Below are 14,021 nucleotides of genomic sequence, written 5' to 3'. Positions count from 1 at the left end.
CTCAATTGCCGGTGGGCAGCCCGATGTTCAACCCGGCGTCCGCAAGTTCCTCTCTGAGGAACTGGAATCTCTGATATTGCGTGACGGTGATCGGGCCCGAATAGCCTTCGCTTTGCAGCTTCCGGGGCGGGTATTTCAGATAGGTCTGCATCAGCTCCTTGACCGCCTCGTTGATGGTCACGAGGGTCCAGGTGTGTTCGGTGTAGTTGTTCATGAAGATGTCGTACCGTTCCTGCGGGTCCTGCCAGAGATCGAAAATCTGGGGGACGGTCGCAACATAGGATTGCGCACCTTTCCAGCCGAGGTTGGTATCGACCGCGAGACCTCCTGTGCTCGCACCGTCATCGCCGCGCAGATTGAAGACAGCCTTGTAGTGGCCGACGCGCACGGCACCGGGGGTGAGTTCGTTCTCGCTGAAGTAGAACCAGGACTTGCGCTCGGACTTGCCGGTTCCCAACAACAGCGGTGACATGTCGTAGCTGTCGAAGATGATGGGTTCGCCCTCGCGGTCGTTGTCCGGCAATTGCGCGCCGGCCAGCGCGGCAAAGGTCGCCATGTAATCGAGGCCGCCGACGATGTCGGAGTTGCGTGATCCAGGTTTGATCCCTGGGCCCCAGGCGATGGCAGGCACGCGATTGCCGCCCTCGCGAACGGTGCCCTTGGTACCGCGATAGGGCGTATAGCCCGCGTCAGGGTAGACGTCCTGCCAGGCGCCGTTGTCCGTCGTCCAGAACACATAGGTGTTCTTGTCGAGACCCAGCGAGCGGATCTTGTCCATGATGCGGCCGATTCGGGTGTCGTTCTCCACGATGGAATCCGCGTACTTCGACTTGGAGAGCGATTTGCCCTTGAAATCGGGGTGCGGCATGTTCGGCTGATGCACCTTCATGAAGTTGACGTGCATGAAGAATGGGGTTTCGGACGTCGCGTTCTCGTCGAGGAACTCCAACGCATCCTTTTCGACGTACTCGTCGAAGTAGGGAATGCCCACGAGCCCTTGCTCCGGCGTATCGACATATTGGCCATTGACCTTGAAGTCCTCTGTCGGCGCCTCGCCCGCTTTGCCCGATAGCGCGCCGCGTGTCACGCGCTCGAACATCGCGCGAAGCTCGTCATCCATGTCCGGGAACCATTCCGGGTCGGCATAGGTGTAGGCGTTGAGGTGATACAGACCGCAGTGCCGCATTTCGTCGAAGCCGTGCGCGTTGGGCAGCGCATAGTCGGACTCTCCGAGGTGCCACTTGCCGGTGAAGAAAGTCTTGTAGCCGGCGGTCTTGACCACAGACGCGAGAGTCCACTCTGCTGCAGGCAGCCCGCCGCCCTGGCCCTGGAATGCCACGGTCGTCATACCGCTGCGATTCGGGATGCGTCCGGTGAGAATCGCCGCGCGCCCAGGTGTGCAACTCGGTTGTGCGTAGAAGGACATGAACTGCATGCCCTCTTCGGCCATCCGATCCAGACTGGGGGTCGGCATCCCGCGGTTTTCGCCACCTCCGTACACGCCCGCATCCCCATAACCGAAGTCGTCGGAGACGATGAGGACAATGTTGGGCTTGGGCTTGCTGGATTCTTGCGCCATGTGTACCTCCCGGTGATGTGCAGTCAGTTCGCTGGCTGCAGAACGCCCTCCTCGATCGAGGAGGTGGCGGCAAAGAAGAGCTCGCAGGCGGACCCGCCGCGGGACTGTCCCCCTGCCGATGGCGCGAAGACGCGCCTCGACTGGTTCACGGCATCCGCCGTGACATTAATCGGCCGATTGCATGTTGAGTTCGTGCGCATTCGCCGATTCCGACATAGCTGACGCATACCCGCCAAAATGAATGATCAACCCGCAGAAGTAGGCCCGGTCCGGCTGATGATGGCTCATCGTTTGACGCAGCGAAATCCGATGTGGCTCATGCCGGTGTCGATCGGCTGTGGACGGCGTGCCGCGGGGCGGTATCGCAGGCAGTAGACGTCGGCGCACAGGAACGATCCGCCCTTGACCACCTTGCGGGGCACCTGAAACTGGGGTTGGCGCTGGTCATAACTGTCTGAGGCGCAACAGGGCTGGTCATCGCGGCTTTCGCCGTACCAGTCGGTGGTCCACTCCCACACGTTGCCCGCCATGTCGAACAGCCCGTAGCCGTTGGGCGGGTAGCTGCGGACTGCGGCGGTGCGCCCGTAACCTTTTTCCGGCCGCCAGGGGAATTCGCCGTGCCAGTAGTTGGCCATCGGCTGGTCAGGCGATTCCGGTTCGTCGCCCCAGGTGTATTCGGCGTCCTCTAGTCCACCCCTGGCCGCGGTTTCCCATTCCGCCTCGGTCGGCAGCGACATACCGGCCCACGCCGCGTAGGCCTCGGCGTCCTCGTGAGCAACGTGCACAACCGGGTGATCGGCGCGCTTGTCGACCGACGACAACGGACCGACGGGGTGGCGCCACGACGCCCCCGGTGTCCACGTCCACCACAGATTGAGATGTCGAAGGTCCACGGGTCCCTGAGTGCGCGTGAACACCATCGACCCTGGCTGTAGGTTCTGCGCGGGCGCGTCGGGATATGCGGCGGGGTCCAAGGGTCGTTCGGCGACGGTGAGATAGCCCGTGGCCGCGACGAACTCGGCGAAGTGGGCGTTGGTGACCGTAGTCGTCATCATCCAGAACCCGTCGACTTCGATCGGCCGGGTCGGCGCCTCCTCAGGGTAGTGGCGGTCCGACCCCAGCAAAGCAGTCTGCGGCGGGATCCGGATGAGGTCGTCACTCACCGAAGACGGTCGTCCAGTCGTTCTTGATGCTCACGACGGTCCAGCCGTAGGTTGCGGCATGCTCGAGCGCCCGTTCTGCGCCTGCCGTGTAGTCGAATTCGCGTTCGGCGTCGTCGTGCAGTACCAGTAACCGCAGGGCTGCCGCCCCTGGCCTTCCCGAGTACTGCAGCATCTCGTCGTCGCCGTTGGAGTTGCCCGCCGACAGGATGGGGCGCCTGCCAATCCGGCTCCAGACCCGCACCGGCTTCTCGGGTCCGTCGTCGAAGATGTCGAGCGCAGGCTGGATCAGCAGATCGCCGTGGCCCTCCGCCCCTTCGAACTTCAAACCCTGTGCACTACCGACGACACGTTCAGGGGGGATGCCGTAGATCGCCGAGGTGATCGGCCGCATGAAATCGCGGCCCCCGCCGGAAACGATGTAGCAGGTGAAGCCGTTGCTCTCGAGATATCGCAGCAACTGCACCATCGGCGTGTAAATACATTCCTGGTAGGGGCGGTTCAGTGTCGGGTGCTTCGCCTCGGCGAAAAAGGCCGATACCCGTGCCGCGTGGTCCTCGACGTTCATCGCCTCGTGAAGGGACATCACCGCCCCGGCAAGTACTTTCAGGTCGGTATCATCGCCTTGGTAGTGCTTGGTGATCGCACCGCCGAACCACTGGAGATCGCCGGCGACCGCGGCCTGGTAGGGCTGCTGGCCGGCTAGCGACTCGTCGGCCACGGCCCGCTCAGCGAGTCTGCGGATGATGAAGTCGAGCTGGATGTACATCGGCTTCTCACACCACAGCGTGCCGTCGTTGTCGAAAACCGCGACACGGGCCTCGGGCGCAACGTAATCCGGACCGTGGGCGGTGACCCGCCCCACAAAGTCGACGATCGCGGACTTCGTCGGTCCGTCGGTCCACGACTCGAGCATCAGCCGCCCCGGGTGGCCAGGAACTTCTCGAGTTCCTCGACCGCGTTGTTGATGGTGAACGACGCCGGTTCCTGCCGCGGCGGGAACTCCTTGAAGGTCTCCAGGAACTGGTTGACGATCGCGGAGCCGTAGAACATCAGGTATAACCGGTCAATGAGCCAGTCCCAGTAAGTGTTCGACGTGACATCGGCGTGTTCGAATGGATCGGTGCGCAGGTTGAAAAGCTTGGGTGCACGCAGCGCGGTAAACGGCTCGAACCACACCTGAAGCGTGCCCTGGCAGCGCTGCTCCATGAACACGATCTTCCAGTTTTCCGCCCGGATCCCGAGCACGTCGCCGTCATCGGAGAAATAGATCATTCCCCGCCGGGGGCTCTGGTCCACTTCGCCGGTGAGATAGGGCAGCAGGTTGTAGCCGTCGATGTGCACCTTGTACTTCATGTCGCCGGCCTGGTGGCCCTTCTTCAGCTTTTCGACGATATCCGTATCACCTGCGGCCGCCAGGAACGTCGGCAGCCAATCATGATGCTGGACAATCTCATTCGATACCGACCCGGGTTTGATCTTTCCGGTCCAGCGGATCATCTCCGGTATCCGGAAGGCGCCTTCCCAGTTGGTGGCCTTCTCGCTGCGGAACGGAGTGGTCGCGCCGTCGGGCCAGCTGTTGGCGTGCGGGCCATTGTCCGTCGAGTAGATGACGATGGTGTCCTCGGCGATGCCCAGTTCGTCGACGAGGTCCAGCAGCGTACCGACATTGCGGTCATGGTCGATCATCGTGTCGTGGTACGGCGACTGCCAACGGCCCGACTGGCCGAGGCTCTCCGGCTTGGTGTGCGTCCGGAAGTGCATGTGGGTCATGTTCATCCACACGAAGAACGGCGTGGCTGCCTCGTGTTGGCGCCGGATGAAATCCGCACACGCCGAGGTGGTCTCGTCGTCGATGGTCTCCATGCGCTTCTTCGTCAGCGGTCCGGTGTCCTCGATGCGTTGCTTGCCGACCGGGCCGTAGCGGTCGTCGACCTCGCTGGAATCCTCTTCGGTTGCCCACGAGTGGATGACGCCACGGGGGAGGAGCGCCTTGCGCAGCAGTGGCGCCTCCTCGGCGGTCGGATAGTCCTCGTGCTCAGGTTCCTCCTCCGCGTTGAGGTGGTACAGGTTGCCGAAGAACTCGTCGAATCCGTGCGCCGTCGGCAGGAACTTGTTCAAGTCTCCGAGGTGATTCTTACCGAATTGCCCGGTGGCATAACCCAAGGGCTTGAGCAGTTCGGCGATCGTCGGATCTTCCTTCTGCAGACCGATATCCACACCCGGCATACCGACCTTGCTCATGCCGGTGCGGTAGACGCTTTGTCCGGTGATGAACGACGACCGTCCTGCCGTGCAGCTCTGCTCACCGTAGGAGTCGGTGAAAAGCATCCCCTCGTCGGCGATCCGGTCGATGTTGGGGGTGAAATACCCCATCATTCCGCGGCTGTAGCAACTCAGGTTCGAGATGCCGATGTCGTCACCCCAGATGACCAGGATGTTCGGCTTCTTGTCAGGCATGCACAATCCCTCTCTTGAATTGTCGTGGCCGTACGCGGGTGCTGTCGATCCTTTAGTCGGATGCCAGGAAATCTTCGAGCTTCTTGACGATCTGATCGACGCTGAAGCTGGCCGGTGGGTGCCGCGGCGGGAACTCCTTGAACGTGTCGAGGAACTGCGCAGCCATCGCCGTGGCGTAGAAGACGAAGAAGTCGTGCCGGAGGAACCACTCGTAGTAGGTGTTCGACGTGATGTCGGCGTATTCGAACGGGTCGGTGCGCAGGTTGAACAGTTTGGGCACCCGTAGCGGTGTGAACGGCTCGGCCCAGGTCCGCAACGTGCCCTGTGCGCGCTGCTCGGCGAAGACGATTTTCCAGTTCTCGAAGCGCATCCCGACCAGTTCGGCGTCGTCGTTGAAGTAGAAGAAGCCCCGTCGCGGGCTGTGCTCGACCTCGCCCATCAGATACGGCATCAGGTTGAACCCGTCGACGTGCACCTTGTATTCGACATCCCCGATCTGGTGGCCCTTCTTCAACTTGTCGCTGATATCGGGATCACCGGCCGCGGCGAGCAATGTCGGAAGCCAGTCATGATGCTGGATGATGTCGTTGGATACCGTGCCCGCCTTGATCTTTCCCGGCCAGCGGATCAACTCCGGAACCCGATACGCACCTTCCCAGTTCGTGTTCTTCTCGCTACGGAAGGGCGTCGTGCCCGCGTCCGGCCACGAGTTGCGGTGCGGTCCGTTGTCGGTCGAGTAGATGACGATGGTGTCGTCGGCGATGCCGAGTTCGTCCAGCACATCGAGCACTGTGCCGACATTTTTGTCGTGGTCGATCATCGCGTCGTGGTACTCGGATTGCCACAGTCCGGCCTGTCCCTTGCTGCCGGGCTTCAGGTGTGTGTACATGTGCATGTGGGTGAAGTTGCACCAGACGAAGAACGGGTTGCCTTCGCCGTGTTGCCGCTTGATGTAGTCCACGGTGCGGTCGGCGATGTCGTCATCGATGGTCTCCATCCGCTTGGCGGTCAGCGGGCCGGTGTCCTCAATCGTCTGCTTGCCGACCGGGCCGAACTTCTCGTCGTCGGGTTCGGTCGACGCCTCGTCCAGCGCCTTGCAGTCGAGTACGCCGCGTGGCAGCGCCGTCTCGTAGAGCTTCGGGAATTGGTCCTTGTGCGGGTAGTCGAACTGCTCGGGCTCCTCCTCGGCGTTGAGGTGATACAGGTTGCCGAAGAACTCGTCGAACCCGTGCACGGTCGGCAGGTATTTGTTCAGATCGCCGAAGTGGTTCTTGCCGAACTGTCCGGTCGCGTAGCCGAGCGGCTTGAGCAACTCGGCGATCGTCGGGTCCTCGGCGGCCCAGCCGATGTCCACGCCGGGCACGCCGACCTTGCTCATCCCGGTGCGGTAGACGCTTTGTCCACTGATGAAGGCCGCCCGGCCGGCAGTGCAGCTTTGCTCGCCGTAGGAGTCGGTGAAGCGCATGCCCTCGCTGGCGATCCGGTCGATGTTCGGGGTGCGATAGCCCATCATGCCGTCGCTGTAGCAACTCAGATTGGAGATCCCGATGTCGTCGCCCCAAATGACCAGGATGTTCGGTTTCCCATTGGGCATGGGCTGCTCCTTCCAGCAGGTCGCCACGACGAACGCTATGCGGTATCAAGGCAACTCGTGCTGGAAAGTGGAGCTTCTCAGCGGAAACTTACGTGCGAGGGTGCGCGTCATCGAATGATGACGCCGCCGAGCGAACGGTCTAACCCTCTAGCGGCGCGGCCGCAATGCTGACCGCCGGCGCGTGGCCGGCGTTCTTCATCTGATGGAACAGGTCGACGTAGTAGGGCAGACACTCGTCCATCGCGCGCTCGGTGGTGAACAGCGGCTCGTATCCGAGGTCGCGTTTGGCCTTGGCGATGGAGAAGTAGTTGTCGAGGTAGAGCCGTTCCACCCCGAGGGGCTCGACCATCGGCTTGGGAATCCCGAACTTGAAGTGAAACCACTGCCACACAGTCATCGCGAACCACACCAGCCGGCCGGGCACACGGATCTTCGGGTAGCTCTGGCCGCACGCCTCCACCACCGGCCGGGAGAACTCGAACATGTTGATCGGATCGCCGTCGTTGATGAAGTACGCCTGACCGGGCGCCGTGCCACCGGGCACCAGATGCTGGGCGGCGAGGATGAAGCCGTGAATCAAGTTGTGTACGTATGAGTTGTCGAGCTTGACGTTCTTGCCGCCGACCAGCACCTTGACGTGACCGGCGAGCACGCTCTCGAACACCTTGCGGAACATGGTCTGGTCGCCGCGGCCCCAGATGCCGCTGGGCCGGATCGAGCAGGTGAGCAGACCAGCGCCATCTTCGCCACCGTTGGCGGCCAGCACGAACTTCTCCGCGACGACCTTCGTCTCGGTGTAGAGGTCGTTGAATCGCTCGGTGTAGGGCAGTGTTTCGTCGCCGCCGGAGATCTTCTTGCCGCCCATCACGACGCTGTTGGAGGCGGTGTAGACGAATCGCTTGACGCCGGCGGCCTGCGCGGCATGCACGAGGTTCTCGGTGCCGGTGACGTTCACCGAGAAGCTGCGCTTGCGGTATTCCTCGGTGACCGACGCGCCGCCCATCAGGTCGATGATCGCCGCGGTGTGGAATACGGTGTCGGTGCCGGCGACGGCGGCGGCCACGGTTTCCAGATCGCAGATGTCGCCCTCAAGGACCTCGAGCTTCGGGTGGGCGGGAAGAGGCGAGGGGACGCGGTCGAATGAGCGGACCTCGTGCCCGCGGTCAAGCAGTTCGGTCACCAGGTTGGCGCCGACGAATCCGGAGCCACCGGTGACGAGTACGCGGCCAAGGTCGGTGGTCAACGTTGAATCACCCATGCCGGGAAGAATAACTGAAACGTGTTACAGTTTCGACCCCTTGTGCCGAGATTCGTTCCGATATCAACTTTCTTCCTGGTCCTTGGCGGCCAGCGCGTCCTCCACCCGCTTGCGGGCTCCAGCGAGCTGCTCTTCGCATCGTTTAGCCAGTTCTTCGCCTCTTTCCCACAGCTTCAGCGAAGTATCCAGATCCAGTCCACCCTGTTCCAGCTGCTGCACCACGGCGATGAGCTCATCGCGGGATTCTTCGTACCCTAGCTGACTAATGGGCTTCATTTTGGTGGTATCCCTTCTGGGCCGTCGCTGACCGCCGTGACTGCGCCGTCGGCCACCCGGACCCGCAGCCTTGCGCCACTTGGGGCGTCGGCGGTGGTCCGCAGTACTGCGGCGTCGGGCAGGGTCTGCACGACCGCATAACCGCGGGCGAGCGTGGCCGCCGGTCCAAGTGTGGCCAGCCGGGCCGACAGATGCCCGACCCGGTCGGCCTCCGCGGCCACCAGGCGGGTGATGTCGCGCCGGGCGGCGGCACGCGCGCGGTGCACCTCCTCAGACCGGGCGGTGAGCGCGGCCAGCGGCGCTGCGAGTACCGGTCGGCTGCGCAGCTGGTCGAGCAGATGCTGCTCGCGGTGCACCCAATTCCGTAGCGCACGGCCACCGCGCCGGCACAGGTCCCTGATGACCGCCTGCTCGGCCGCGGCATCGGGGACGATGCGTTTCGCCGCATCGGTGGGCGTGGCTGCGCGTACGTCGGCGACCAGATCACACATCGGGTTGTCAGGCTCGTGGCCGATGGCGCTCACCACCGGCGTTGTGCACCTGGCGATCTCACGACACAGCGTCTCGTCGTAGAACGGCAGTAGCGCGTCGATGTCGCCACCGCCACGGGCGATCACGATCACGTCGACGTGAGGGTCGGCGTCGAGCTCGCGCAGCGCATCGACGATCTGAGCGACGGTGCTGGGGCCCTGTACCGCCGTATTGCGGATGGCGAATCGCACTGCGGGCCAGCGGGTCTGCGCGACCGAGACGACATCGCGCTCCGCTGCCGACGCCCGTCCGGTGATGAGTCCGACGGTGTTCGGCAGGAACGGCAGCGGCCGTTTGAGGCGCGGATCGAAAAGGCCCTCGGCCTCGAGAAGTTTACGCAGGCGTTCGATGCGCTCGAGTAGCTCACCGAGGCCGACCGCACGAATCTCGTTGACACGCAACGCAACAGTGCCTCGGCCGGTGTGAAACTGCAGCTTGCCCTGCATGATGACCTGCACACCCTCGCCCAGTTTGACCGGCGCGTTCTCGACGAGATCTCGCGGGCAGACCACGGACAGCGACATGTCGGCGGCCGGATCGCGCAGCATGATGAACACGACCGTGGGCCGCAGGTTCAGCTGGGCGATCTGCCCCTCCACCCAAATGGTGCCGAGTTTGTCGATGTACTTCGCGACCCGGGTGGAGACCGCGCGAACGGGCCAGGGGTTGTCGGGGGACTTGCCCGGCTCGGCGTCAGTCATTTTCCAGAAGCGCTGGGGGTGGTCACTTCGCGGTCGCGCGGGTGATCCTGTTGGAAAGCAGCGTCTGGAAGGGTGCGCGTGCCTTGGTGGCGTCCTCGTATGCCAGCAGTGCCTCGAGGTCTGCGACCCGCAACGCGGTCAGCCGCGCCCGGAGCTGTGCCAGCGTGAGCGACTCGTATTCGAGTTCTTCGACGATCTCGGGCGCACTCGCGGACGTCGACTGGGCGGGCGGTGCGGATTTCGTGTTGTCGTCGGATTCGGGTTCACCGCCGGTGAACAGCGCGAAACGACCCTCCGTGAGGCGTTCCCCGTCCACCACCGGTGTTGACGGCCCATCGTCGAGGTCTTCGTCGAAGGTGGCCCACTCGGGCTGCTCTTCCTTCGGCGGGAAGAGCGACTCGATGGTCTCGTCCCCCTTGATGACCAGGTCAGCGACGTCTTGCTGCATTTTCATCACGAGATGCGCGAGCTGACTGGCCACGGTCATCGGGTACGTGAGGATGGTCTGCGGAATCTTGCGGGTTTCCTCGATGGCGGTCACTGCCGCCCCTACCAGCAGACGGACCCCATATGGTGCGGTTGCCATGGCCCCACCCTACGGTTGGCCTGATTACCCCGCGTGTCAGTACCCTGGAAACATGCCACCGACAATCAACATGGGGATTCCGGGCGCATCGAGCTCGGTGACCGGTGGCGTTTCGGGCAAGCGGGTGCTGCTGGCCGAGCCGCGCGGATACTGCGCCGGGGTCGATCGCGCTGTTGAGACCGTCGAGCGAGCGCTCGAGAAGCACGGCGCACCGGTCTACGTCCGCCACGAGATCGTCCACAACGTGCACGTCGTGGAGACATTGGCCAAGGCGGGTGCGATCTTCGTCGAGGAGACCGACGAGGTGCCGGAGGGCTCCCTCGTCGTGTTCTCCGCGCACGGCGTCGCTCCGACCGTCCACGTCGAGGCCGCCCAACGCAACCTCCGGACCATCGACGCCACCTGTCCGCTGGTCACCAAGGTGCACAACGAAGCCAAGCGCTTCGCCCGCGACGATTACGACATCCTGCTCGTCGGTCACACCGGCCACGAGGAAGTCGTCGGCACCGCCGGCGAAGCGCCCGATCACGTTCAGGTTGTAGACAACCCCGACGCCGTCGACAACGTCACGGTGCGCGATCCCAACAAGGTCATCTGGCTGTCGCAGACCACGCTCAGCGTCGACGAGACCATGGAAACCGTGCGCCGGCTCCGGGAGAAGTTCCCGACGCTGCAGGATCCGCCAAGCGACGACATCTGCTACGCCACCCAGAATCGTCAGGTCGCGGTCAAGGCGATGGCGCCGGAGTGCGAACTGGTGATCGTCGTCGGGTCCAAGAACTCGTCGAACTCTGTGCGGTTGGTCGAGGTCGCACTGAACGCAGGCTCCGATGCCGCGTATCTGGTCGACTACGCCGAAGACATCGACCCCGCTTGGCTCGACGATGTGACGACTGTCGGCGTGACGTCCGGCGCATCCGTGCCGGAACTGCTCGTGCGTGGAGTCCTCGAGCGCCTCGCCGAGTACGGCTACGACACCGTGCAGCCGGTCACGACAGCCAATGAGACGCTGGTTTTCGCCCTACCCAGAGAGATCCGGCCGGCCCGCGTTTAACGGTCAGATGTCGTATTCCCAGCTTTCGACGGCCCGGTCCCGCGGCGGTCGGCGGTACTGCGCGTAATCTTCGCCGTCTTCGCCACCGCGATAGCGCACCCGCGATACCGGGTGATGCGTGCCGTTGCCGTTGCTGCCGTGCAGGGGCGGCTGGTCCTCGTCGTAGCGTCGCCGGCGCTCGGGGCGCTCGTATCCGGCGCGGCGATCCGACGGTGGCTTGTCGTCGTAGGGGCGCCTGCGCCTGCCGGACTCTGAGCGGGGTTTGCGGCGCGGTTCGACGGGTGGCTCGGCCTGCCTGCGGGGGCGCGGGCGGCGCGGCCGCTCGGCCACGGGCTCGATGTACTCCGTATCCGGGGGCCGGGCATGCCGTGATCGCGCCGGTGCGGTGCGGCTCGTTGGCCTGGGTGTGCGACTCGTCGATCGGCTGGGGCGCGCGGCTGTGCTTCGCCGCCGCGGCGGCTCGTCGGCCTTGTCGACCTTTTTGTCGGCGCCGCGGCCGGCCAGCAGAGCGGAGATCTTTGATGACACCGCCTCGGCCAGTCCGCCGCCGCTCGACTCCTCCTCGGCCGCTGCGCTTGGCGCGCCCCGACGCGAGGACATCGCGGCGTACCAACGGGCCATTCCGATGAGCAGCACCACAGCGGAGGTGAAGAACATCAGCGGAAAGCGCTCGATGAGCGGATAGGCGCAGTTGATCAGCGTGTCTTTGATATTCGAGAGTTGGCTGCCGGTGAACACGAAGTACGCCGTCGGAACCGCGGCGAACAGCAGCAGTGGCGGCTGGATGCCGGCGGTGAAGATTCCGGCCTGTCGCACCGCCAGCACCGCGAAGATGCAGCCGACGACATAGGTGCCTGCGAACACCGACGTCAACTCTTTGGCGCCGGAACCGGCGTCGTAGGCGAATCCCACCGCCATCAGTGTGGCCGCGATGAGCACAGCACCCCACCACGGAACGCCCGGGATATTGGGGTGCACGGAACGATGGTCGGCTGTCACGGCCGACCGCGCGCGCTGCGCTGACACATGTAGACCGTACCGGCTATTGCTTGGCGAGGCTGTGAGCGCGCTGCTGGCGAGCCCGTCACAGTCTCCTAGACTCTGGAGCCTGTGAGCTTGAATCTGGGAATCGTGGGACTGCCCAACGTCGGCAAGTCGACGCTGTTCAATGCGTTGACGCGGAACAACGTGCTGGCGGCGAATTACCCGTTCGCGACGATCGAGCCGAACGAGGGGGTCGTCGCCCTGCCCGATCCGCGACTCACGGAGCTCGCGAAGATGTTTGACTCGGAAAAGATCGTCCATGCGCCGGTCACGTTCGTTGATATCGCCGGAATTGTCAAAGGCGCCTCCGAAGGTGCGGGCCTTGGCAACAAGTTCCTGGCCAACATCCGCGAAAGCGATGCGATCTGCCAGGTGGTGCGGGTGTTCACCGACGACGACGTCGCGCATGTCGACGGCCGCATCGACCCGAAGTCCGATATCGAGGTGATCGAGACGGAGCTGATCCTCGCCGATATGCAGACGCTGGAGCGCGCGCTGCCACGGCTGGAGAAAGAGGCGCGCACGCATAAGGACCGCCGTCCGGTGCATGAGTCGGCGTTGGCGGCGCAGGAGATCCTCAATAGCGGTACGACCCTGTTCGCTGCGGGAACGGATGTCTCGGCGCTGCGGGAGCTGAATCTTCTGACGACCAAGCCGTTCCTATACGTCTTCAACGCCGACGAGGGGGTGCTCACCGACGACGCACGGGTCGCAGCGTTGCGAGAGATGGTGGCGCCCGCGGACGCGGTGTTCCTCGACGCCAAGATCGAGGCGGAACTGCAGGAGCTCGACGACGAGTCGGCCGCCGAGCTGTTGGAATCGATCGGCCAGACCGAGCGGGGCCTGGATGCGTTGGCGCGCGCGGGTTTTCACACACTGCGGCTGCAGACGTATCTGACGGCGGGGCCGAAAGAGTCGCGCGCGTGGACGATTCACCAGGGCGACACCGCGCCGAAAGCGGCCGGGGTTATCCACACCGATTTCGAGAAGGGCTTCATCAAGGCCGAGATCGTCTCCTACGACGACCTGATCGCGGCCGGATCGATGGCCGCCGCGAAGGCCGCGGGCAAGGTTCGCATGGAGGGCAAGGACTACGTCATGGCCGACGGTGACGTGGTGGAGTTCCGCTTCAACGTCTAGTCATTCGGCGCGCACAGCAAGTGCGGCGTGCCGCCGCGTTGGATCAGTGCCCGCTCGCTGCGCACGGTCGACTTCGACGAACCCGGCCCTCGATAGCATCTGTGACATTCGGTCAACGGGCCAGCGGTAGGCGGTTGTCACCTTGTGGTCGAAGGTTTCGACGTCATCGCCGTCGAAGAAACCCACCACCAGAGTGCCGCCTCTGGACATCGTTCGGCGGAACTCGGCTAAAACTGCTGTGAGGCTCCTCGGTTCGCAGTGAATCAGGGAGTACCACGCGAGGATCCCGCGTAGTGAACGATCTGGAATATCGAGGGTGTGTAGCGAGCCGATCGCGAAATCAATGTTCGGCCAGTTCGAGCGGGCGTTATCGATGAATGCAGGTACCAGGTCTATGCCCTGCGCCGTCAGGCCGAGATCTGTCAAGTAGGCGGTCAGATGGCCGGGACCGCACCCGACATCAAGCACATCGCCCTGGCATCGCCCGAAATTCCGCGCCACAAAACGCAGGTCTTCGGGGCGACGGCAGAGATGGCGCCGAACCTACTGATGTAGATGTCAGCCACCTCGGTGTAGCGGCGCCTGACGATGCGGTCGGCCACGGAACAAACCTATTACGGCTGAGATACTGAATTTGG

14 protein-coding genes and 1 pseudogene are annotated in these 14,021 nt (G+C 63.7%); 2 read left to right on the top strand and 13 right to left on the bottom strand.

Going from position 1 to position 14,021, the window contains the following annotated elements; translation table 11 throughout:
- Nucleotide 1 precedes the first annotated feature (1 nt).
- From CSQ99_RS05600 to CSQ99_RS05560, 9 genes are all read right to left on the bottom strand, one after another.
- Entirely contained in the window at nt 2-1,579 is a 1,578-nt protein-coding gene (locus tag CSQ99_RS05600) for an arylsulfatase (RefSeq protein WP_099038054.1), read from the bottom strand.
- Between the two features lie 284 nt (nt 1,580-1,863).
- Entirely contained in the window at nt 1,864-2,742 is an 879-nt protein-coding gene (locus tag CSQ99_RS05595) for a formylglycine-generating enzyme family protein (RefSeq protein ID WP_099038053.1), read from the bottom strand.
- Nucleotides 2,735-3,655 carry an HAD family hydrolase gene (locus CSQ99_RS05590; protein WP_099038052.1) on the bottom strand — a complete coding sequence of 307 codons (921 nt, stop codon included), beginning with the start codon at nt 3,653-3,655 and terminating at the stop codon, nt 2,735-2,737. The genes CSQ99_RS05595 and CSQ99_RS05590 overlap by 8 nt, the downstream gene beginning before the upstream one ends.
- Complete coding sequence (locus CSQ99_RS05585) at nt 3,655-5,199, bottom strand: arylsulfatase (protein ID WP_099038051.1); 1,545 nt, start codon at nt 5,197-5,199, stop codon at nt 3,655-3,657. The genes CSQ99_RS05590 and CSQ99_RS05585 overlap by 1 nt, the downstream gene beginning before the upstream one ends.
- A 52-nt stretch (nt 5,200-5,251) precedes the next feature.
- Nucleotides 5,252-6,793 carry an arylsulfatase gene (locus CSQ99_RS05580; protein WP_099038050.1) on the bottom strand — a complete coding sequence of 514 codons (1,542 nt, stop codon included), beginning with the start codon at nt 6,791-6,793 and terminating at the stop codon, nt 5,252-5,254.
- 139 nt (nt 6,794-6,932) lie between these two features.
- Nucleotides 6,933-8,063 (bottom strand): 3-beta-hydroxysteroid dehydrogenase, encoded by a 1,131-nt coding sequence (locus CSQ99_RS05575; RefSeq protein WP_176560891.1) that lies wholly within the window; start codon nt 8,061-8,063, stop codon nt 6,933-6,935.
- Nucleotides 8,064-8,114: 51 nt separating this feature from the next.
- Complete coding sequence (locus CSQ99_RS05570; RefSeq protein WP_099038048.1) at nt 8,115-8,327, bottom strand: exodeoxyribonuclease VII small subunit; 213 nt, start codon at nt 8,325-8,327, stop codon at nt 8,115-8,117.
- Nucleotides 8,324-9,559 (bottom strand): exodeoxyribonuclease VII large subunit, encoded by a 1,236-nt coding sequence (gene xseA, locus CSQ99_RS05565; protein ID WP_099038047.1) that lies wholly within the window; start codon nt 9,557-9,559, stop codon nt 8,324-8,326. The genes CSQ99_RS05570 and xseA overlap by 4 nt, the downstream gene beginning before the upstream one ends.
- A 22-nt stretch (nt 9,560-9,581) precedes the next feature.
- Nucleotides 9,582-10,145, bottom strand: coding sequence for a lipid droplet-associated protein (locus CSQ99_RS05560; RefSeq protein WP_099038046.1), 564 nt, complete (start codon nt 10,143-10,145; stop codon nt 9,582-9,584).
- A 52-nt stretch (nt 10,146-10,197) separates the two neighbouring features.
- Between CSQ99_RS05560 and CSQ99_RS05555 the strand changes: the two genes are divergently transcribed.
- Nucleotides 10,198-11,199 (top strand): 4-hydroxy-3-methylbut-2-enyl diphosphate reductase, encoded by a 1,002-nt coding sequence (locus tag CSQ99_RS05555; protein WP_099038045.1) that lies wholly within the window; start codon nt 10,198-10,200, stop codon nt 11,197-11,199.
- A gap of 3 nt (nt 11,200-11,202) precedes the next feature.
- On the opposite strand, the gene CSQ99_RS05550 is transcribed toward CSQ99_RS05555, so the two are convergent.
- A complete protein-coding gene (locus tag CSQ99_RS05550) occupies nt 11,203-12,225 on the bottom strand; it encodes a DUF6542 domain-containing protein (protein ID WP_099038044.1) in 1,023 nt (340 codons plus the stop codon).
- 84 nt (nt 12,226-12,309) lie between these two features.
- On the opposite strand from CSQ99_RS05550, the gene ychF reads away from it, so the two are divergent.
- The gene (gene ychF, locus CSQ99_RS05545; protein ID WP_099038043.1) at nt 12,310-13,383 is read left to right on the top strand and encodes a redox-regulated ATPase YchF; all 1,074 of its coding nucleotides are present in this window, start codon (nt 12,310-12,312) and stop codon (nt 13,381-13,383) included.
- On the opposite strand, the gene CSQ99_RS31975 is transcribed toward ychF, so the two are convergent.
- The 3 genes and pseudogenes from CSQ99_RS31975 to CSQ99_RS31230 form a co-directional block, all read right to left on the bottom strand.
- Nucleotides 13,384-13,593 (bottom strand): hypothetical protein, encoded by a 210-nt coding sequence (locus CSQ99_RS31975; protein WP_245908733.1) that lies wholly within the window; start codon nt 13,591-13,593, stop codon nt 13,384-13,386.
- A pseudogene (locus CSQ99_RS31970) lies at nt 13,594-13,851 on the bottom strand (class I SAM-dependent methyltransferase); the annotation flags it as partial.
- The gene (locus CSQ99_RS31230) at nt 13,818-13,985 is read right to left on the bottom strand and encodes a hypothetical protein (protein WP_245908707.1); all 168 of its coding nucleotides are present in this window, start codon (nt 13,983-13,985) and stop codon (nt 13,818-13,820) included. The pseudogene CSQ99_RS31970 and the gene CSQ99_RS31230, both read right to left, overlap by 34 nt.
- Nucleotides 13,986-14,021: the final 36 nt, after the last annotated feature.

This window comes from Mycobacterium neglectum (assembly GCF_002591975.1).
Lineage (GTDB): Bacteria > Actinomycetota > Actinomycetes > Mycobacteriales > Mycobacteriaceae > Mycobacterium > Mycobacterium neglectum.
Note: the sequence above shows the minus strand (reverse complement) of the source record. Positions and strands in the feature narration are given on the sequence as shown.

Excerpts from the sequence above, each read along its gene's own strand:
- CSQ99_RS05580 (WP_099038050.1), bottom strand. The coding sequence starts at position 6,793 with ATGCCCAATGGGAAACCGAACATCCTGGTCATTTGGGGCGACGACATC.
- CSQ99_RS05585 (WP_099038051.1), bottom strand. The coding sequence starts at position 5,199 with ATGCCTGACAAGAAGCCGAACATCCTGGTCATCTGGGGTGACGACATC.
- CSQ99_RS05555 (WP_099038045.1), top strand. The coding sequence starts at position 10,198 with ATGCCACCGACAATCAACATGGGGATTCCGGGCGCATCGAGCTCGGTG.
- xseA (WP_099038047.1), bottom strand. The coding sequence starts at position 9,559 with ATGACTGACGCCGAGCCGGGCAAGTCCCCCGACAACCCCTGGCCCGTT.
- CSQ99_RS05570 (WP_099038048.1), bottom strand. The coding sequence starts at position 8,327 with ATGAAGCCCATTAGTCAGCTAGGGTACGAAGAATCCCGCGATGAGCTC.
- CSQ99_RS05560 (WP_099038046.1), bottom strand. The coding sequence starts at position 10,145 with ATGGCAACCGCACCATATGGGGTCCGTCTGCTGGTAGGGGCGGCAGTG.
- CSQ99_RS05590 (WP_099038052.1), bottom strand. The coding sequence starts at position 3,655 with ATGCTCGAGTCGTGGACCGACGGACCGACGAAGTCCGCGATCGTCGAC.
- CSQ99_RS31975 (WP_245908733.1), bottom strand. The coding sequence starts at position 13,593 with ATGTCCAGAGGCGGCACTCTGGTGGTGGGTTTCTTCGACGGCGATGAC.
- CSQ99_RS05600 (WP_099038054.1), bottom strand. The coding sequence starts at position 1,579 with ATGGCGCAAGAATCCAGCAAGCCCAAGCCCAACATTGTCCTCATCGTC.